This is a genomic window from Sphingopyxis sp., from assembly GCF_035565275.1.
Lineage (GTDB): Bacteria > Pseudomonadota > Alphaproteobacteria > Sphingomonadales > Sphingomonadaceae > Sphingopyxis.
In genome coordinates this window covers 1-19,272 of the sequence record NZ_DATMST010000219.1, presented here as the reverse complement: position 1 = coordinate 19,272, position 19,272 = coordinate 1, and the positions used below count along the sequence as shown (strand labels likewise).

Annotated in this window: 21 protein-coding genes; 13 read left to right on the top strand and 8 right to left on the bottom strand. The window is 64.8% G+C overall.

Features of this window, described 5'->3' with window-relative positions:
- The first annotated feature begins 12 nt into the window (after positions 1-12).
- From VN047_RS15295 to VN047_RS15265, 7 genes are all read left to right on the top strand, one after another.
- The gene (locus VN047_RS15295) at positions 13-813 is read left to right on the top strand and encodes a dienelactone hydrolase family protein (protein WP_325544122.1); all 801 of its coding nucleotides are present in this window, start codon (positions 13-15) and stop codon (positions 811-813) included.
- 48 nt (positions 814-861) lie between these two features.
- On the top strand, positions 862-1,578 hold the full coding sequence (gene rph, locus VN047_RS15290; protein ID WP_325544120.1) for a ribonuclease PH: 717 nt from the start codon (positions 862-864) through the stop codon (positions 1,576-1,578).
- Positions 1,579-1,675: 97 nt separating this feature from the next.
- Positions 1,676-2,299, top strand: coding sequence for an RdgB/HAM1 family non-canonical purine NTP pyrophosphatase (rdgB, locus tag VN047_RS15285; protein ID WP_325544118.1), 624 nt, complete (start codon positions 1,676-1,678; stop codon positions 2,297-2,299).
- Positions 2,300-2,359: 60 nt separating this feature from the next.
- A complete protein-coding gene (locus VN047_RS15280; RefSeq protein WP_325544116.1) occupies positions 2,360-2,698 on the top strand; it encodes a hypothetical protein in 339 nt (112 codons plus the stop codon).
- A gap of 56 nt (positions 2,699-2,754) precedes the next feature.
- Positions 2,755-3,270, top strand: coding sequence for a DUF2239 family protein (locus VN047_RS15275; protein WP_325544114.1), 516 nt, complete (start codon positions 2,755-2,757; stop codon positions 3,268-3,270).
- A gap of 35 nt (positions 3,271-3,305) precedes the next feature.
- A complete protein-coding gene (gene hemW, locus VN047_RS15270; protein WP_325544113.1) occupies positions 3,306-4,451 on the top strand; it encodes a radical SAM family heme chaperone HemW in 1,146 nt (381 codons plus the stop codon).
- A 25-nt stretch (positions 4,452-4,476) separates the two neighbouring features.
- Positions 4,477-5,367, top strand: a complete 891-nt coding sequence (locus VN047_RS15265) for a tyrosine-type recombinase/integrase (RefSeq protein WP_325544111.1) — start codon at positions 4,477-4,479, stop codon at positions 5,365-5,367.
- Here the strand turns inward: VN047_RS15265 and VN047_RS15260 are convergent.
- Genes VN047_RS15260 through rsmI form a run of 4 tightly spaced genes read right to left on the bottom strand, consistent with a single transcriptional unit; the run spans position 5,364 to position 8,160 of the window.
- Positions 5,364-5,969, bottom strand: a complete 606-nt coding sequence (locus VN047_RS15260; RefSeq protein WP_325544109.1) for a DedA family protein — start codon at positions 5,967-5,969, stop codon at positions 5,364-5,366. The two genes, VN047_RS15265 and VN047_RS15260, sit on opposite strands and share 4 nt — an antisense overlap.
- A gap of 22 nt (positions 5,970-5,991) precedes the next feature.
- The gene (gshB, locus tag VN047_RS15255) at positions 5,992-6,942 is read right to left on the bottom strand and encodes a glutathione synthase (protein WP_325544107.1); all 951 of its coding nucleotides are present in this window, start codon (positions 6,940-6,942) and stop codon (positions 5,992-5,994) included.
- Between the two features lie 10 nt (positions 6,943-6,952).
- Positions 6,953-7,303 (bottom strand): YraN family protein, encoded by a 351-nt coding sequence (locus VN047_RS15250; RefSeq protein ID WP_325544106.1) that lies wholly within the window; start codon positions 7,301-7,303, stop codon positions 6,953-6,955.
- The gene (rsmI, locus tag VN047_RS15245; protein ID WP_325544105.1) at positions 7,300-8,160 is read right to left on the bottom strand and encodes a 16S rRNA (cytidine(1402)-2'-O)-methyltransferase; all 861 of its coding nucleotides are present in this window, start codon (positions 8,158-8,160) and stop codon (positions 7,300-7,302) included. The genes VN047_RS15250 and rsmI overlap by 4 nt, the downstream gene beginning before the upstream one ends.
- A 103-nt stretch (positions 8,161-8,263) precedes the next feature.
- Between rsmI and VN047_RS15240 the strand changes: the two genes are divergently transcribed.
- Positions 8,264-9,373: a penicillin-binding protein activator gene (locus VN047_RS15240; RefSeq protein ID WP_325544146.1), complete on the top strand. Its 1,110-nt coding sequence runs from the start codon at positions 8,264-8,266 to the stop codon at positions 9,371-9,373.
- Positions 9,374-9,544: 171 nt separating this feature from the next.
- Positions 9,545-10,081: a translation initiation factor IF-3 gene (gene infC, locus VN047_RS15235; protein ID WP_325544104.1), complete on the top strand. Its 537-nt coding sequence runs from the start codon at positions 9,545-9,547 to the stop codon at positions 10,079-10,081.
- 9 nt (positions 10,082-10,090) lie between these two features.
- On the opposite strand, the gene VN047_RS15230 is transcribed toward infC, so the two are convergent.
- Complete coding sequence (locus VN047_RS15230) at positions 10,091-10,795, bottom strand: NRDE family protein (protein WP_325544102.1); 705 nt, start codon at positions 10,793-10,795, stop codon at positions 10,091-10,093.
- Between the two features lie 146 nt (positions 10,796-10,941).
- On the opposite strand from VN047_RS15230, the gene VN047_RS15225 reads away from it, so the two are divergent.
- On the top strand, positions 10,942-11,379 hold the full coding sequence (locus VN047_RS15225; protein ID WP_325544101.1) for a hypothetical protein: 438 nt from the start codon (positions 10,942-10,944) through the stop codon (positions 11,377-11,379).
- Positions 11,380-11,689: 310 nt separating this feature from the next.
- Here VN047_RS15225 and VN047_RS15220 read toward each other — a convergent pair whose 3' ends face one another.
- Positions 11,690-12,199 carry a DUF3617 domain-containing protein gene (locus VN047_RS15220; protein ID WP_325544099.1) on the bottom strand — a complete coding sequence of 170 codons (510 nt, stop codon included), beginning with the start codon at positions 12,197-12,199 and terminating at the stop codon, positions 11,690-11,692.
- Between the two features lie 102 nt (positions 12,200-12,301).
- Here VN047_RS15220 and uvrB point away from each other — a divergent pair, with 102 nt between their 5' ends.
- Both uvrB and VN047_RS15210 read left to right on the top strand, forming a co-directional pair.
- Positions 12,302-14,488 carry an excinuclease ABC subunit UvrB gene (gene uvrB, locus VN047_RS15215; RefSeq protein WP_325544144.1) on the top strand — a complete coding sequence of 729 codons (2,187 nt, stop codon included), beginning with the start codon at positions 12,302-12,304 and terminating at the stop codon, positions 14,486-14,488.
- Between the two features lie 93 nt (positions 14,489-14,581).
- On the top strand, positions 14,582-16,102 hold the full coding sequence (locus VN047_RS15210) for a S10 family peptidase (RefSeq protein ID WP_325544097.1): 1,521 nt from the start codon (positions 14,582-14,584) through the stop codon (positions 16,100-16,102).
- Positions 16,103-16,454: 352 nt separating this feature from the next.
- On the opposite strand, the gene VN047_RS15205 is transcribed toward VN047_RS15210, so the two are convergent.
- The gene (locus VN047_RS15205) at positions 16,455-17,594 is read right to left on the bottom strand and encodes a citrate synthase family protein (RefSeq protein WP_325544095.1); all 1,140 of its coding nucleotides are present in this window, start codon (positions 17,592-17,594) and stop codon (positions 16,455-16,457) included.
- A gap of 78 nt (positions 17,595-17,672) precedes the next feature.
- Here VN047_RS15205 and VN047_RS15200 point away from each other — a divergent pair, with 78 nt between their 5' ends.
- The gene (locus VN047_RS15200) at positions 17,673-18,740 is read left to right on the top strand and encodes a citrate synthase/methylcitrate synthase (protein ID WP_325544093.1); all 1,068 of its coding nucleotides are present in this window, start codon (positions 17,673-17,675) and stop codon (positions 18,738-18,740) included.
- On the opposite strand, the gene VN047_RS15195 is transcribed toward VN047_RS15200, so the two are convergent.
- The coding region (locus VN047_RS15195; RefSeq protein WP_325544091.1) for a TolC family protein at positions 18,737-19,272 on the bottom strand (536 nt) is incomplete at its 5' end. The two genes, VN047_RS15200 and VN047_RS15195, sit on opposite strands and share 4 nt — an antisense overlap.

Below are 19,272 nucleotides of genomic sequence, written 5' to 3'. Positions count from 1 at the left end.
GGGGGAAAAATCATGACGACACCGCCGCTCGACCGCGACGACCCGCTCGACGATTTCGACCATCGCGATATCATCCTGCTTGGCCTGAAACACCGCGTGTACACGACGGGCAGCGGCCCCGCCGTCATCGTGATGACCGAAATGCCCGGCATCAGCCCGCACGTCGCGCGTTTCGCGCGCTGGGTCCGCGATGCTGGCTTCACCGTTTATATGCCGCATATCTTCGGGAAGGACGGGGCCGTGCCGCGAGCGCCCCGCATGTTGTTCACGATGATCGGCGGCTGCATCAGTCGTCAGTTCCGGGCGTTCCAGGCGAACGAGAGCTCGCCCGCGACCAAATGGCTGCGCGCGCTCGCGGCGCAGGCGCACCGCGAATGCGGCGGCAGGGGTGTCGGCGCGATCGGCATGTGCTTCACCGGAAATTTTGCGCTGTCGATGATGCTCGAGCCCGCTGTGCTCGCGCCGGTGCTCGCGCAGCCTTCGCTGCCGCTCAACGATGCGGCGGGCATGCACATCGCCCCTGACGAGCTTGCGGCAGTCAAGGCGCGGATGGAGGCCGAGGATCTGACCGTGCTCGCGTACCGCTTCGAGGGCGACAAATATTGCCAGGCGGCACGCTTCGCGGCCTATGAAGACGCCCTCGGCGACCGCTTCATCGGCAGGGTGCTCCCCGACAGCGCGGCGAATCCCGACAGCCCGATGAAGAACCCGCACAGCGTCGTCACCATCCACCTGATCGACGAGGCGGGGCAGCCGACGGTGGCGGCGCGCGACGAAATCCTCGATTTCTTCAAGATGCGGTTGAGCGAATGAGGCCGGCGGCTTAAGGGCCACCGCAATCACCAATCGAAAGGATAGTTTATGCGCCCCTCCGGCCGCGCGCCCGACCAGATGCGCCCCATCGCGATCGAAACCGAATTTACCATCCATGCCGAGGGCAGCGTCCTCGTCAGCTTCGGCAACACCAAGGTGCTGGTGACCGCCAGCGTCGACGAAAAGGTGCCCTCGTGGATGCGCGGCAAGGGCGCGGGCTGGGTGACGGCCGAATATGGCATGCTGCCGCGCGCAACGCACACGCGCGGCGCGCGTGAGGCTGCGAAAGGCAAACAGTCGGGCCGGACGCAGGAAATCCAGCGGCTTATCGGCCGCAGCCTGCGCGCGGTCGTCGATATGAAGAAGCTCGGCGAGCGTCAGATCATCATCGACTGCGACGTGATCCAGGCCGATGGCGGCACGCGCACCGCATCGATTTCGGGCGCGTGGGTCGCGTTGCGGCTCGCGGTCGACAAGTTGCTCGCGGCAAAGACGCTGGCCGAGGACCCGATCGAGGACAAGGTCGGCGCGATCTCGTGCGGCATCTATAAGGGAACGCCGGTGCTCGACCTCGATTACGACGAGGATTCGACCGCCGAGGCTGACGGCAATTTCGTGCTGACCGGCAAGGGCCAGATCGTCGAAGTGCAGGCGAGCGCCGAGGGCGCGACCTATGACGAAGAAGGCCTGCTCCGCCTGCTCCGCCTCGCGCGCATCGGCTGCGGCGAAATTTTCGCGGCACAGGACAAGGCGACGGGCCGCTGACCCATTTTCGTCACCCCGGACTTGATCCGGGGTCCATGACGCCGATGTTGGAATGGATGCCGGATCAGGTCCGGGGTGGCGAAGGAAGGATCATCGAATGACCCGCAAACTGGAACCCGGCAAGCTGGTGATCGCCAGTCACAATGCAGGCAAGGTGCGCGAGATTCGCGCGCTGCTCGAACCCTTCGGGATCGAGCCCGTGTCGGCGGGCGACCTCGGGCTCCCCGAGCCCGAGGAGACCGGGACGACCTTTCGCGAGAATGCGCTGCTGAAGGCACATGCGAGCGCGTCGGCGGCAGGCTTGCCCGCACTCGCCGACGACAGCGGGCTCGAGGTTGCGTCGCTCGGCGGGCGGCCGGGCGTCTACACCGCCGATTGGGCCGAGCGGCAGGCGTTCGAGGGCGAGCCCGGCCGCGACTGGTATATGGCGATGGGCAAGGTCGAAGGGCTGCTCGCCGAACAAGGCCCCGATGTCGATCGAGGCGCCTGCTTCGTCTGCACCCTCGCGCTCGCCTGGCCCGACGGTCACGCCGAGGTGTTCGAGGGCAGGGCGCAAGGCAACTTGACCTGGCCGCCGCGCGGGCGGCTCGGCTTTGGTTATGATCCGGTATTTGTCCCCGTCGGTAATGCACTGACTTACGCGGAAATCGATCCGGAGGAGAAGCACGCGATCAGCCACCGTGCCGATGCGTTTGCGAAGCTGGTAGCGGCGCTTTTCTGAAGATTGCGATATCCTCGATACTGTGAGACAATATATCCTCTTCGATCGAAGGAGGAAGGCATGTCATTGAAGGTCATCGCCCTTGCCACGATTGCGCTGCTCTCCGGTTGCGCCAAGTCGCCCGAAGCGACCAGAGTGGTCAACCACGCGGATGTGCCGCTTCACGTCACCTATGTTTCGAGAGACAGCGCTGTTCCGCAAACCCTTTATGTGAAAGCCGGCGAAACCAGCCTGCTTGGCGAAGGCCATCGCTTGTCGGATTATGAAAGCGTGGAATTTCGCGACGCCAACAAGAATGTCATTTTTCGCGACGCCGATCCGGATTGGCGCGTATCCCGCTGCGTCAGCGACTGCGCGTTTACGTGGTACGGCAACGGCCGGGTCGGTATCACGGCATAGGCAATTTATACCCGGGTAATATTGACTCGTATTTTACCCGGGTATAAAGCGGCGCCATGAGCCATGAATCCGGAACCGTCACCGCCTTTCTCGGCAATACGAGGCTCTCCTCCGGGAGCCGCGAAGCGGTCACCCGTACGCTGGAAGATCACTATCCCGGCGATCTCGGCGCCATTCTCGTCTTCGACGACGCGACAGGGCGACTGGCTGACCTCGACTATTGGGATGCCGCACAGACTGCTCCCGCGCCGTCGGCAGGTCGCCCGCGCCTTGGCGTCAAGGCGCGCGAGGTCACGTTGCTGCCGCGGCATTGGGATTGGCTGGCGGCGCAGCCCGGTGGTGCGTCGGCGGCCTTGCGCCGGTTGGTGGAAGTGGCGAGCAAGGATGCTCCCAATGCAAGGCAGCGGAGGGATGCGGCCTATAATTTCATGAGCCATCTTTGCGGGGACCGGCCGGGCTATGAAGAGGCGCTACGTGCGCTGTATCGCGATGACGACGCAGCTTTCGCCGAATTGACTGCCGGCTGGCCCGGCGATATCCGACGCCATATCGGGCATCTTTTGGCCGGCTAGCTGACATTCGCGCGGCAGCGCCTATATGGCGGCGCATGGCCGAACCGCTCGCCCTTTATGTCCATTGGCCGTTTTGCGTGTCGAAATGCCCCTATTGCGACTTCAACAGCCATGTGCGCGACAGCGTCGATCAGGCGGTGTGGCGCGAGGCATTGCTCGCCGACCTGCGACACGAGGCCGCGCTCCTGCCGGGGCGGCGGGTCGGGTCGATCTTTTTCGGAGGCGGCACGCCCAGCCTGATGCCGCCCGAAACCGTCGCAGCGGTGATCGCGGCGGCGAACGACGCGTGGGGCTTGGCCGATGATGTCGAGATCACGCTCGAGGCGAACCCCAATTCGGTCGAGGTCGCGAATTTCGCCGATCTCGCTGCCGCCGGGGTCAATCGCGTCTCGATAGGTGTGCAGAGCTTCGATAGCGACGTGCTTGAATTTCTGGGTCGCGCGCACAGTGAGGATGAGGCGCGCCGCGCGATCGCGACCGCGCAGGAGCATTTCGCGCGCGTCAGTTTCGACCTGATCTACGCGCGACCGGGGCAGTCGATGGCCGCGTGGGAAGCCGAACTGGCTGCGGCGCTCGCCTTCGGCACCGATCATCTCTCGCTCTACCAGCTCACGATCGAGCCCGGCACACGCTTCGCGACGCTTGCGGCGAAAGGCGATCTGACCATCCCCGACGGCGATGCTGCCGCCGACCTGTTCGACGCAACGCAGGCCATGACTTGCGCCGCGGGCCTGCCACGCTACGAAGTGTCGAACCATGCGCGCGTCGGGCAGGAAAGCCGCCACAATCTCGCCTACTGGCGATACGCCGACTATGCCGGCGTCGGCCCCGGCGCGCACGGGCGGCGGCTGGGACAGGCGACCGAGCGACACAAAAAGCCGGAGAATTTCATCGCTGCGGTAGAACGCAACGGCCATGGCCTCAAGGTCGAGTCCGACTTGCCCGCGCACGAACGCGCCACCGAGGCGATGCTGATGGGGCTGCGGTTGACCGAAGGTATCGACCTGTCGCGAATCGAGGCGCGGAGCGGGCTCGGGCGCGAGGCCTTCGTCGATGCGGGCGCGGTCACCCGGCTCGCGCGGCAAGGGCTGATGCGGCAGGACGGCGATCGGCTGTCGGTCACCAACGACGCTATTCTCCTCCTCGACAGCATCCTTTCGGAGGTCGTCAAAACTCACTAGTCTTTCCGGTTTAAGGGGAGTTGGCTTGGCGCAGGACTTCATCCGCGATTGGGATGCCCATCTGGCGCATGAAAAGCGCCGGTCGGAGCATACACGCCGCGCCTATATCGCGACCGCAGAGCGCTTCTGCGCCTTTCTCTCGCTCCATCGCGGCGGCGCGGTCGATGCGCGCACGTTGAAGACGCTGACCCCGAACGACCTGCGCGCCTATCTCGCCGAGCGCCGGGCCGAGGGGCTCGGCAACGCGTCGGCGGCGCGCGAGCTTTCGGCGCTGCGCGGGTTCCTGCGCTTCGTCGGCGGATCGGGCGCGAGCGTGCCGCAGATGCGCGGACCGCGCGTCAAGAAAGGCTTGCCGCGTCCCGTGTCGCCCGCCGAAGCGCTTGGGCTCGCGCAGGATGTCGAGGACAATGCGCGCGAGGGCTGGGTCGGTGCGCGCGATTTCGCGCTGCTGCTGCTGCTTTATGGTGCGGGGCTGCGCATCGGCGAGGCGCTGTCGCTCACCGGCGCGGTGTTGCCGATCGGCGAAACTTTGCGCGTAACCGGTAAGCGTAACAAGACGCGAATCGTGCCGATCCTGCCCGCGGTCGCGGCGGCCGTGGCGCGCTACGTCGCTGCATGTCCCTTTCCGATAGGCAAGGATGCATCGCTATTTCTCGGCGCGCGCGGCGGGCCGCTCCAGCCCGGCGTTGTCCGGGCCAGCGTGCGGTCGGCCCGCCGTGCTATGGGCCTTTCCGAGCGCACGACGCCGCATGCGCTGCGCCACAGCTTCGCGACGCACCTGCTCGCAGGCGGCGCGGACCTTCGCAGTTTGCAGGAATTGCTCGGCCACGCGAGCCTCGCCTCGACGCAGGTCTATACTGCGGTCGATGCCGCGCACCTTCTCGACATCTACCGGAGCGCACATCCGCGCGCCTAGTCGACCTGCTTCGGCTTCCATGTGATGACGCGGTAGACATAGATGACCACAAGCGAGCCGATCGCGAGGAGGGCGATCGGACCGACAAAGGCATCGAGGTTGGCGAACTTTCCGCCGAACCAGTTGCCCGCGCCTGCGAGCGCGGCAATCCAGATCGTCGATCCGGCGGCGGTCCAGACCAGGAATTTCGCCTGATTCATGCGCACCATGCCGGCGGGCAGCGACACCATTGTCCGCGCGACCGGCATGAAACGTGCGACGAAAACGATCGCAGGGCCATATTTCAGAAAGAAGGCATGCAGCCGCTCGACATCGGCCCAGTCGAGCGTCAGCCAGCGGCCGTGGCGGTCGATGAAGGGCTTGAGCCGCTCATAACCGATCCAGCGGCCGATGCCGTACCAGATCCAGTTTCCTGCGGTTGTGCCTGCAACCGCGACCGCGACGAGCGTCCAGAAGTCGAAATGCCCCTTGGCAACCGCAATGCCGCCGAGGCCCATGATCACTTCGGACGGGATTGGCGGAAACACATTCTCGAGGAACATGAGGATGAAAATCCCCGCATAACCCCAGCTCTGGATCAGGTTGAGAATGAAATCGGTCATGCGAGGGTAACGCGCGGACGCGTCAGCCGATCCGGCGCAAAATCGCGTCCCAGATCATGCCCGCGGTATCGCTGTTGTTGAAACGGTCGATCGCAACGATTCCGGTGGGTGAAGTGACGTTGATTTCTGTCAGCCATTCGCCGCCGATCACGTCGATACCGACGAAGACCAGCCCGCGTTCGCGGAGCTGCGGTCCCAGGACGTCGCAAATCTCCTGCTCGCGCGGTGTGAGTTCGGCCGCCTCTGCATAGCCGCCGACCGCGAGGTTCGAGCGGAATTCACCTTCGCCGGGCTTGCGGTTGATCGCGCCCGCGACTTCGCCGTCGACGAGCACGATGCGCTTGTCGCCCTTGCTGACGCTCGGCAGGAATTGCTGGACCATGAAGGGTTCGGGCCACACCTGCCCGAACAGCTCGACGAGCGCACCGAGATTCGCGCCATCGGCATCGACGCGGAACACCGCCTTGCCGCCGTTGCCGTGGAGCGGCTTGATCACGACTGCGCCGTAACGCGCCTGAAAATCCTTCACCGCATCGAGGCTGCGCGTGACCATCGTCGGCGGCATGAATTCGGGGAAGTCGAGCACGAAGACCTTTTCGGGCGCGTTGCGGACCGAGACGGGATCGTTGACCACCAAAGTTTCGTTCGCGATGCGTTCGAGCAGCCAGGTGCCGGTAAGATAGCCGAGGTCGAACGGTGGGTCCTGCCGCATCAAGACGACGTCGATATCGCGGCCAAGGTCGAGCAGCACCTCGTCGCCGAACCGGTAGTGCGCACCGGCTTCGCGTTTCGCGTCGAGGATGCGGTGCGCCTTTGCGGTCAGCCGTCCGGCCTCCCATGTGAGGCCGCGAACGTCGTAATGGTAGAGTTCGTATCCGCGCTCGAGCGCTTTCAGGATCAGGTGGAAACTGCTGTCGCCCCCGATGTTGATACCGTCCATCGGATCCATTTGTACCGCGGCGCGCAGGGTCATTCGATATTCCTCAGGATTGCCAGACGTGGACCAGATGGCGCGGCAGGCGCCCGGGCGCAAGGAGCATCACGTCGATCCTTATATCGTCGCGCGGGCCGGCGAAGCGCGGGGCAAGCATTTCGGCGGCCGCCGCGACGCGCCGCAGGCGATATGCGTCGATCGCGAGGTCGAGGTCAGCGGCGCGGTCGCGCCACTTGACCTCGATAAAGGCGACCGTGCGCCCGCGCCGCGCGACCAGGTCGACTTCTCCCACCGGAACACGGAGCCGTTCGCCGATAATGCGCCAGCCATGAAGGCGCAGCCACCACGCTGCCCGGCGTTCGGCCTTGCGGCCGCGGGCTTCGGCGGCGGCGCGGTTCAAGCGCGCTCCTTCAGCGTCAGCGCGCGGGCATAAACTTCGTGGCGATCGAGCCCGAAACGTTTGGCGACCGCCTTCGCCGCCTGCGCCACGGGCTTGTCGACCATCGCCTCGCGCAGCGCCGCGTCGAGCGTCGCCTCGTCGGCTTCCTCGGTCACGGCTTCGCCGGGCGGGCCGACGATGACGACGATCTCGCCCTTCGGCGGCGCGTCGGCGTAGCGCGTGGAAAGCTCGGTCAGCGTCCCGGTGACGCATTCCTCGAACAGCTTGCTGATCTCGCGCGCGACAGCAGCCTCGCGGTCGCCGAGCCCTTCGGCCATCGCCGCCAGCGCCGCCGAAAGCCGCGGCCCGCTTTCGTAAAACACCAGCGTTGCGCGCAGTCCCGCGAACTCCGCGAGCGTGTCGGCGCGCGCTTTCGCCTTGTTCGGCAGGAAGCCCGCGAACAGGAAACGGTCGCTCGGCAGCCCCGACAGGGTGATCGCCGCAATAGCGGCGCACGGGCCGGGCAGGGTGGTGACGTGTCGACCCGCCGCGCGGGCGTCGCGGACGAGCTTGTATCCGGGATCGGAAATCAGCGGCGTGCCGGCATCCGACACCAAAACGACAACTTCCTGTTCCATACGCGCAACCAGAGCGGCACGCGTGCGTTCGTCGCTATGATCATGATAGGGGGTCATCGGCACACGCAATCCCAGATGCGACAGCAGTTTCGCGGTCACGCGCGTATCCTCTGCGGCGATCACGTCGGCGGAGGCGAGCGTTTTGGCCGCGCGCGCGCCGATGTCGCCAAGGTTGCCGATGGGCGTCGCGACGATATAGAGACCGGGCAAGGGAGAATCTGAGATGTTCGAATCTGGCATGACGCCGAAAATGGCAGAAACTGCCCCCCACTGCCAGACAGGCGCGTGCCAGGACAATGCATCGCCGCGCCGTCAAATCCTGCGCGGGCTCGGGGCAGTGGCGATGGCGGGGTTGCTTGCGGCGTGCCAGGTGGTGCCGAAGTCGAACGGACCCGCGACTCCGCCGCCGCCCACGAACCCTGACGACAATGTCGGCCCCGGCCTTCCCACCGATACCGACCGCCACCGCGTCGCGCTGCTTGTGCCGCAGACCGGGGCCAACGCTGACGTCGGCACCGCGATCGCCAATGCCACGACGCTCGCGCTGCTCGATTCGCGCACCGAACGTGTCCGCATCACCACTTATGACACCGCGCTCGGCGCGGCTGCGGCGGCGCGGCAGGCGGTCGCCGACGGCAACAAGCTGATCCTAGGCCCGCTGCTCAGCGAAGACGTCGCCGCGGTCGCGCCGATCGCGCGCGGTGCGAAGGTGCCCGTGCTCAGCTTCTCGAACGACAGCAGCGTCGCGGGTAACGGTGTCTTCATCATGGGCTTCGTCCCCGGCCAGTCGGTCGAGCGAGTCGTCGCCTTTGCGCGCGCCAAGGGGCATCAGCGCTTCGGCGCACTTATCCCCAAAAATGTCTATGGCGACCGTTCGGCCGCCGCCTTCCGCGCCGCCGTTTCCGGAGCAGGCGGCACGCTGGTCGCGGTCGAAACCTACGATCGCAGCGCGACCGCGCTTTCGGGCGCGGCGCGCCGGATCGCCAACGCCGGGGCGATGGACGCGGTGCTGATCGCCGACAGCGGCGGCAATGCGATCCGCGCGGTTCCTGTGATCAAGAGCAGCGGAAACAAGCAGATTCTCGGCACCGAACTCTGGAACACCGACGCCGCGCTGGGCAGCAACGCGGTCATGCGTGGATCATGGTTCGCCAGCGTCTCGGACGGCCTTTATGGCCAGCTCGCGAGCAAATATCGCACCCGCTTCGGCAAGGCACCGTACCGGCTTGCCAGCCTGGGCTATGATTCGGTACTGCTGACGGTTCGTATCGCGCGCGACTGGAAACCCGGCACGAGCTTCCCGGCGAGCCGGCTGCTTGCCGCCGACGGCTTCGGCGGCATCGACGGCATCTTCCGCTTCAACAATCGCGGCATCGCCGAGCGGGCGCTCGAGGTCAGCGAGATCGGTGCCGGCGGCTTCCGTGTCGTCGATCCCGCACCGACCAAATGGTAGTCCCCGGCTGACAGTGGCAGACCAGCCACAGTCCGCCGAAAAGCGTTGCCGCGATGACGGGGCGGCCTTTACGGCGGGCTCGCGATCACTATATGAGCATCACGCGTGTTTTAGCGTCGATGCCGCACGCCTGTTTTAGATGACCCAGGAGATACAGCTATACCACCGCCCATGACTCGTCGCCCAATGGCACCGATGCCGCCGAAAAACGGCCCGCGTTACAATGAATTTATCGCCTCTCCGAAAGTCCGCGTGATCGACGAGGAAGGCGAGAATCTGGGCGTCATGCTAACGGCCGAAGCGATCGAGCAGGCGGCATCCGTCGGTCTCGACCTGGTGGAAGTATCTCCGAACGCCGACCCGCCGGTGTGCAAATTCCTCGACGTCGGCAAGTTCAAGTACGAGGCGCAAAAAAAGGCGAACCTCGCACGCAAGAGCCAGAAGACGCAGGAAATCAAAGAGATCAAGATGCGTCCGAATATCGACGATCATGATTTCGACGTGAAGATGAAGAAGGTCTTCGACTTCCTCGGCGAAGGCGACAAGGTCAAGATGACCATGCGTTTCCGCGGCCGTGAGATGAGTCACACCCAGCTTGGTCTCAATGTCCTGCAGCGCGTTGCCGAGATGACCGCCGAAATTGCCAAGGTCGAAGCGCATCCCCGTACCGAAGGCCGCCAGATGCTGATGGTGCTTGCGCCGAAATAAGCTTCCGGCTCAGCCGATACGAAATTCGAGGGCGGTCGTTCCGGCGGGACGGCCGCCCTTTTCGTATCGGCGCTCGATCATCCTGACGTCGCCCGTCGCCGAAATCGCAACGAGCGTCGAAGCGCGCGTGCCATAGACGTCGCCGCGCAGGAACAGGGCAGGGTCGTCTTCGGCCATCAGCGTGTCGAGCAGATTTTCGGGGTCGGCGCCGGTGCCGACGACCGTCTCAAGCGCCATGCGCAGCCGCTCGGCGCGCGGGCAGGGGGCGTCGACGGGCTCGTTGGCAAGCGCATGGACGCCGGGCTCGAGCGGCATGATCAAGGGGACCGGGCGATTGGTCAGCAGCCGCGCGCTCTTGCCCACGGCAAACAAATTGAACGCGTTGAAGCGCGGCAGGTCTTCGGCCGCGGGATCAGCGAAGCGCCCTTTGCCGCACAGCAGGTCGACGACGAGCGCGCCGCGCGATTCCTTTGCCGGATCGGGCATCGCGCCGCGAACATTGGTCACGACCACGACACGCCCGCTGGCGCGATGAATCCCGAGCCATGTCCCGCCGGCCTGAAGGTCGCGGCCTGCGATTATCCCGCTGCCGTCATTCCATTCGGCAAGCGGCGCGGCAGGGCGCGCGTGGAACTCGTCACGGTTGCCGATGAGCAGGAGCGGCCAGTCGGGGTGGGCGCGATGGGCGAGGGCGACGACACACATGGCGCGCATATCGGCGTCCGATACCGCCTTGCCAAGCCCCGGCGTACCTTGGCTTTGCTGCCACAAGCTGCTGTATTGTGGCGCTATGTCACCGCATTGATGGCGATGGCAAAGAATGATAGCTTCGCCGTCTCTTTCTGGAGGGGAAGACGAACATGACCGAAGTAAGGAAAACACCCCGGCACCTGTGGGCGGTCGGGGTCGTATCGCTGTTATGGAATGCTTTTGGGGCGTTCGACTATGTCATGACCAAGCTCAGGGACCCGGGTTATATGGCGGCCTTTACCCCGGAGCAGCAGCAGTATTTCTACAGCTTTCCGCTCTGGGCCAACGTCGGATGGGCGCTGGGCGTATGGGGTTCGGTGCTCGGCTCGATCCTGCTGCTCATGCGCAGTCGTCATGCCGTAACGGCTTTCCTGCTGTCGCTCGCCGGCCTCGCGCTCAGCATCATCTATCAGTTCGGGATGCACTATGGCGATCTGGAACGCATGTTCGGGATGTTCCCGATGGTCTTCACCGCGGTGATCGTGGTGATCGTCATCGCGCTCTATCTCTATGCGCGGCGGCAAGCGGCGGCAGGCGTGCTTCGGTAGGCATGTCCACAGCGGATGGAAGTGGCTGTTAGCAATTCCGCCTGTTTCCGGCGAAGGCGGGGAACAGCAGCTTTCGGTCGAAACATGACATTTCCTATCTCGTCGCCCCGGACTTGATCCGGGGTCCCGCTCGGGGCCGTTGCGAAAGAAAAGCGGGTCCGTGATCAAGTCCGGGATGACGAAGTGGGGGTGAACTGACTTCCGCTTCCCGCCCCAAGGCAGAAATCGCCTTCGCGGATGGAAAGATGCATATGAAAAGGGGCGCCGGTTTCACCGACGCCCCGTTCGTGGACCTGAAAAGGTGGAAGGCTCAGGTCGTCGCCGACTTGCACGGACCGGTGTGGGTGCTGGTCATCTGCATGACCATTTCCATGTCGCCGCCGGTCGGGACCTTGCCTTTGGTGGTAATCGTCACGTCGGTCTTCTTGGCTTCCATCGTGCCGGTCATCGCCATGTCGACCGTCTGGCCGCCCTGCGTGCAGGTGCCCGCAACGTCGATCTTGCCGCCGGCGACATCCTTCTTCGACCATTTGCACTCGCCGCCATTGGGCCCCTTGGCGAGTTCGGCTGCGATGTCTTCCTTGTCGACCTGTTCCTGCGTGAAGCACTGGTCCATGCCGCTGGCGCTTTCCATCGCCTTCGCCATGCTGTCCTTCATTTCAGCGGGCATGCCCGGGACTTCGAACTTCACCAGCTTGACGTTGGTTTTCCAGTTGCCGGCTTCGCGCTTCGCCGTGCCGCCGGCATTTTCTCCGCTCTTGCCGCAGCCCGAGACTGCGATAAGGGCGCCGATGGCTGCGACTGTCAGAAATTTCTTCATAAAATACGTCCTCCTGTTGGCAGAGGGGGGAACCCCAATGCGACTGTTTGGTTGCAACCATTATAATTGTCGTTGGCCCCAATCGATACCATATTGGCAGCGATGGCAATCCAGATTCGCACCTCGCTCGACGAAATCGACACCGGCGAAGGCTATGTCCCGCATCGCCCCGCCCGCCCCGACAAGGTCGAAGGCGGCAAACGATTTGAACTGGTTAGCGACTATGAACCCGCCGGCGACCAGCCGACGGCGATTCGCGAACTCGTCTCGACCGCGCTCGACGGCGAGCGTGATCAGGTGCTGCTGGGGGTCACCGGATCGGGCAAGACCTTCACCATGGCAAAGGTGATCGACGAATTGCAGCGCCCCGCGCTGATCCTCGCGCCGAACAAGATCCTCGCGGCGCAGCTCTATGGTGAGTTCAAGAGCTTTTTTCCGAACAATGCGGTCGAATATTTCGTCAGCTATTACGACTATTACCAGCCCGAGGCCTATGTGCCGCGGTCGGACACCTATATCGAGAAGGAAAGCTCGGTAAACGAGGCGATCGACCGGATGCGCCATTCCGCAACGCGCGCGCTGCTCGAACGCGACGACGTGATCATCGTCGCATCGGTGTCGTGTCTTTACGGCATCGGATCGGTCGAGACCTATTCGGCGATGATCTTCGATCTGAAGAAGGGGCAGGTCGCCGACAACCGCGAGATCATCCGCAAGCTCGTCGCGCTGCAGTACAAGCGTAACGATCAGGCGTTCGCGCGCGGCAATTTCCGCGTGCGCGGCGACAGCCTCGAAATCTTCCCGTCGCACTATGAGGATATGGCGTGGCGCGTCAGCTTTTTTGGCGACGAGATCGAGGAGATTACCGAGTTCGATCCGCTGACGGGCAAGAAGATCGCGAACCTCAATTATGTCCGCGTCTTCGCGAACAGCCACTATGTGACGCCCGGCCCGACGCTGAAGCAGGCGAGCGAGGCGATCCGCCACGAACTCGCCGAACGGCTCAAGGAGCTGGAAGCCGAGGGTCGGCTGCTCGAGGCACAACGGCTCGAACAGCGCACCAATTTCGACCTCGAGATGATCGCCGCCACCGGAAGCTGTGCGGGAATCGAGAATTACAGCCGGTTCCTCACCGGCCGCCTGCCCGGCGAGCCGCCGCCGACCTTGTTCGAATATCTGCCCGATAACGCGCTGCTCTTCGTAGACGAGAGTCACCAGACGATCCCGCAGATCGGCGCGATGTCGAAGGGCGACCATCGCCGCAAGATCACGCTCGCCGAATATGGTTTCCGCCTGCCGTCGTGCATCGACAACCGCCCGCTGCGTTTCGCCGAATGGGACATGATGCGGCCGCAGACAGTGAGCGTATCGGCGACGCCGGGGACGTGGGAGATGGACCGCACGCAAGGCGTCTTCGCCGAACAGGTGATCCGCCCCACCGGCCTGATCGACCCGCCGGTCGAGATCAAGCCGGTCGAGGAGCAGGTCGACGACCTGATCGCCGAAGCGAAGAAAACCGCCGCGGCGGGTTACCGCACGCTCGTCACCACGCTGACCAAGCGCATGGCCGAAGATCTGACCGAATTCCTGCACGAAGCGGGGCTGAAGGTCCGTTATATGCACTCGGACGTCGAGACGCTCGAACGCATCGAGATCATCCGCGACCTGCGGCTCGGCGTATTCGACGTGCTCGTCGGGATCAACCTGCTCCGCGAAGGGCTCGACATCCCCGAATGCGGGCTGGTCGCGATCCTCGATGCCGACAAGGAGGGCTTTCTGCGCAGCGAGACGAGCCTCGTCCAGACGATCGGCCGCGCTGCGCGCAACGTCGACGGGCGCGTCATCCTCTACGCCGACCGGATCACCGGCAGCATGGAACGCGCGATGCGCGAGACCGACCGCCGCCGCGAGAAGCAGGAGGCGTATAACGCCGAACACGGCATCACCCCGACCACGATCAAGCGCAACATCGGCGACATCATCGCGCATGTCGCGTCGAAGGATCAGGTGACGATCGATATCGGCGACGACAAGCCCGCGCACATGGTCGGGCACAACCTTCGGGCATACATTCAGGACCTCGAAAAGAAGATGCGCGACGCTGCCGCCGACCTCGAGTTCGAGGAAGCCGGACGGTTGCGCGACGAAATCCGCAAGCTCGAGGCCGACGAGCTTGGTCTGCCCGCGGGCGAACAGGTCGCGCCGCGCGTGGGGCGCAGCAACGAGGGCAAGCCGGGTACGCGCAAGGGGCGGTTCGGGAAGCAGAGCAAGACGAAGTGGGGGCGCTGACCCCTTCGACAAAAAGTATACGTTTTCCGACGAGCGGCCTTGCCGCGTCCTTTCCGGCTCCCTAGGGTTCGCCCCGAAACGGGGAGAACACCAATGAAAACAGGTCTGTCGCTTATCGCTCTGGCGCTTGCCGCCGCTGCACCCACCATCACCTATGCGCAGGACAAGGCCGCCGACGGCGCGACCGACACCAAGGCGAAGGGCGAAGAGTCCGCCGATTACCAGCCGCAGGTCCGCACCACCAAGCTGTCGGGTACCTTCGGCGGCCAGCGCGTCAACTATGCCGCGACGATCGGCGAGACGATCATCAAGAACAAGGACGGCGTGCCCGAAGTCGCGGTCGTCACCACCTCCTATGTCAAGGAGCCGCGCGATCCGAACCGGCCGATCACCTTCCTGTTCAACGGCGGTCCGGGATCGGGCACCGTCTGGCTGATGATGGGCGCGTTCGGGCCGAAGCGCGTCGCGATCCCCGGCACCGGTGTCGATGACGGCGCGCCGCCGTATCCGATCGTCGACAATCCCGATGCGCTGCTCGACGTAACCGATGTGGTCTTCATCGACCCGCCCGGGACCGGTTTCTCGCACCTGATCGGCAAGGCCGACCCCAAGGATTATTACGGGGTGACGCAGGACGCGAAGCTGGTCGCCGAAGTGATCCGCCGCTGGCTGAACGACAATGGCCGCTGGAACAGCCCCAAATTCCTCGGCGGCGAAAGCTATGGCACAACGCGCTCGGCCGCGGTCGCGAATGAACTGATGAACGTCACGTACAACGACGTCGCGCTGAACGGCATTATCCTGATCTCGACCGTGCTCGATTTCGCGGCCGGCGCCGATACGCCGGGCAACGAATTGTCGCCGATCACCAACCTGCCGTCGATGGCAGCGACCGCGCTCTATCACGGCAAGGCGACCGCGCCATCGGTCGAAGCTTTCGTCGAGGAAGCGCGGCAATGGGCGATCGGCCCCTATGCGTCGGCGCTGCTCAAGGGCCAGAAGCTGCAGGGCGAGGAGCGCGCCGCGATCCGCCGCGAACTGGCGCGCTTTACCGGTCTGTCGGAAACCTACCTCGAAAGCGCCGACCTGCGTGTCACGCCGAACCGTTTCTACAAGGAATTGCTGCGCGACCGCGGGCTGACTGTCGGGCGGCTCGACAGCCGCTACACCGGCAAGGATTATGACAGTGCCGGCGAGGGCCCCGACAACGATCCGAGCTTCTATGGTATCGATGCGAGCTATACCGCCGCGATCAACAGCTGGAGCCGCGACGGACTGGGGTTCAAGACCGACCGCGAATATCAGTCGATCGGCCGGATCGGCGGTCAGTGGGACTGGCGTCTCGGCAGCCGCGACACCAACGCCTACCTCAACGTCGCCCCCTATATCGGGCAGGCACTGCGCGAGAATTCGGGGCTGCGCGTGTTTGTCGGCCAGGGCTATTATGACTTTGCGACGCCCTTTTTCGCGGCCGAATATTCGCTGTCGCGCACCGGCATACCGCAGGACCGGATCCAGTATCAATATTATGGTGCGGGTCACATGATGTATATCCGCGACGAAGACCGGCACAAATTGTCAGCCGATATCCGCGCCTTCATCCGCGGGCGGTAAGGAACAACGCTAACTGCCGATTGCTGCCGTAAGACGTGTGCCCCCGGCGAAAGCCGGGGCACACGTCCTACGCGACGCTAGTCAGGCGTACCGGGACCCGGCTTTCGCCGGGTACACGATGGTACCTGCGCTTGCTTGTGAAACTTCCGGGCGGCGCGACGGTCGCCGCCCGGATCGGGGCGTGGAGTGGAGTATGTCTGCGGATTGCATCATCGCTTCACCACCTGGCGTGTGAAACGGTCAGGGCGGCAGACTTGGATCCGGCGGACAGCCTCCAAACGGCCAAGGCTCACCATGTTGTTAGTACAGCTGAATGGCGCAGCGTGCCATCGCAGGCATGGATGGTCGACCTCTAAGGACTTTCAGATGAGGGCCCGGTTCCGCCTTTGCCTTCATATCGTGCGCGCGGCCGGATGATCGCGCCGTTCGACGCCTGCTCGATGGCATGCGCCACCCAGCCAACGGTCCGGGCGATGGCGAACAAGCCGAAACCCGATCGCGGCGGCAACAGGTGGCGACGCGCGATCGCAAGGAGCGCGAAATCGATGTTGGGCCCCTGCCCAAGAATGTCCATGACCGCGTCTCGTAGCCTCGCAAGCTCTTCGTCGGGCTGGATATGCCCGAGCAAGGCCCGAGCACGAGGGTCGCCATAGGGATAGAGCGGATGTCCGAATCCGGGCAACCCCTGTCCTCTTGCGAGCCAGCGCTCGATCGCGGCATCGGCTCCGATATTGATCGCCTCGATCAGAAATGATTCCAGTGCCGCCCCGGCACCGCCATGCCTGGGCCCTGACAGGGTAGCGAGGCCGGCAAGGATGCAGGCGGGCATGCCGGCGCCCGTCGAGGCCGCGACACGCACCGAAAATGTCGATGGATTGAGCTCATGGTCGGCGAGCAGAACCAGCGCCCGCCGCACCAGTTCCTCGCCTTCGCTGTCGAGGGACCATGCCGTGGAAAGCCGCCGATGGATCGGGCCCGTCCCGACAGCGCCGAAAGCCGACGCCATCGCTGCGACGCACATCGCGCCCTCGTTTACCAGCTTCGGAAGGGGGCGGCCGATCAGCGACCGCGCCTTTGCAGCCAATTCAGCAAGAGCCTGAAATGGGTCGTCGCAAGCGACGGTCACCGGAAAGAGAACGGCGTCCGGCTGTTCCCAGAGCAGCGCCGCGACCTCCTCCAGCCCCATGCGCGCGGCGAGGGCCGTGGCGGTCTCGCCGCGATAGATCAGTTCCCCGTGTGTCACCGTCGCAATGGCGGTCGGGATTACGGGTTCGCCCCATGCCAGCGTGCTCGCCGCGACCGATGTCGGGCGGCGCCCGCGGGCACGCCGGTCGGCAAGTGCGAGAATATCGTCGCCCCGATACAGGCTGCGACGCGGGTCAGCGGGATCGGCGCGTCGCTCGATCTGGCCCCGGCTGACATAGGCGTAGAGCGTCTGGGGCCGGACGCCCAGCTTTGCCAGAACCTCCTCGCGGGTCATCCATTCGCGCATGATTGATTCACTTGATCAAGATTGATTCACTTCGCTGAAGGGATCATCTCGCTCCTCGCCAGTCAAGGAGCGAATGAAATGAACAATGGTCTAGAAAATGTCGTGGCGGCCGAAACGATCCTGTCGGACGTACGCGGCGCCGAAGGGCAACTCATCATTCGCGGCCATCCGCTTTCGGAGCTGGCCGGGCACTGGACTTTCGAAGAAACTGCCCATCTCCTGTTCACCGGCTTCTTCGCCGATTTGCCCGACGCCGCCGACTTTGCGGCACGTCTGGGCGCGGCGCGCGTCGATGTGTTCGAGAGGGCGCGAGTGTTGCTCGGACCGATGTCGAAGCTGCCCGCCTATGACGGCATGCGCGCCGCGATGGCGATGCTGCCCGACGGCACGGCGCTGCCCGATGCGCTGCACTTGCTCGCGGCCCCGGCGGTGCTTCTTCCTGCGCTGATCCGGCTGCAGGCGGGCGAGGAGCCAATCGAACCGTCGGCCGGTTCGGGCCATGCTGCCGACGTGATCCGCATGCTGGGCCGGACTGACGGCGCGGAGGCGCTCGACACCTATCTCGTTACGGTCAGCGACCACGGCCTCAACGCCTCGACCTTCGCCGCGCGCGTCGTCGCCTCGACCCAGGCGGGGCTGACCTCTTCTGTGCTGGCAGCACTCGGCGCGCTCAAGGGGCCGCTTCACGGCGGAGCGCCCGGTCCGGTCATCGACATGCTTGACGCGATCGCGGAGGAGGGCGACGGCGCGCGCTGGATCGAGCGTGCGCTGGACGAAGGCGAGCGGCTGATGGGTTTCGGGCACCGCATCTATCGCACACGCGATCCGCGGGCTGATGCGCTCAAGGGCGCGCTGCGCTCGTTCGGGGGCGTCGATGCCCGGTTGCGCTTCGCCGAAGGTATCGAACGGGTGGCGCTTGATGCACTCCATCGCCGCAAACCCGGCCGCGTGCTCGAAACCAATGTCGAATTTTATACGGCGTTGTTGCTGGAAGCAGCGGGGTTTCCGAAGCACGCGTTCACGGGCGTTTTCGCCATGGGCCGCGCCGCGGGCTGGCTTGCGCATGCCCGCGAACAGGCCCTGACCGGCCGGCTGATCCGGCCCGCGTCGCACTATGTCGAGCCTTTGACGAAGAATGCGGCCTAAAAGCCGCCGATCGCCTTCACCAGCGCAACTCTGCCCCGCATCCTTTGGGTTTCCAACGCCAATGTCTCGCGCTGCGCGTCGAGCGCGTCGGTCTGGGCGATGACCACCTCCAGATAATCGGACGCGCCGTTGCGATAACGGGTCAGCGCCAGCGCGCTGGTGCGGGCGGCCGCCTCGGCCGCGGTGCGCTGGGCGGCGGCCTGCGTGGCGAGCAAGCGGTTCGTTGCGATGGCGTCCTCGGTCTGGCGGAAGGCGCCTAGCACCGTGTCGCGATAGCTGGCGGCGAGTTCGTCATATTCGGCGCGCGACATCTTCACCTGGCTCTTGCGGCGACCGCCGTCGAACAGGGTCAGCACCGCCGAGAGCGGGCCGAGGCCCCAGAAGCTGTTCGGCGTCTGGAACAGCTGGCCGTGGGTCGTTTCGAACCCCGCCGCGCTGCCGAGCATCAGCGTCGGGAAGAAGGCGGCGCGCGCCACGCCGATGCGTGCGTTGGCGGCCGCCATGCGGCGTTCGGCGGCGGCGATGTCGGGGC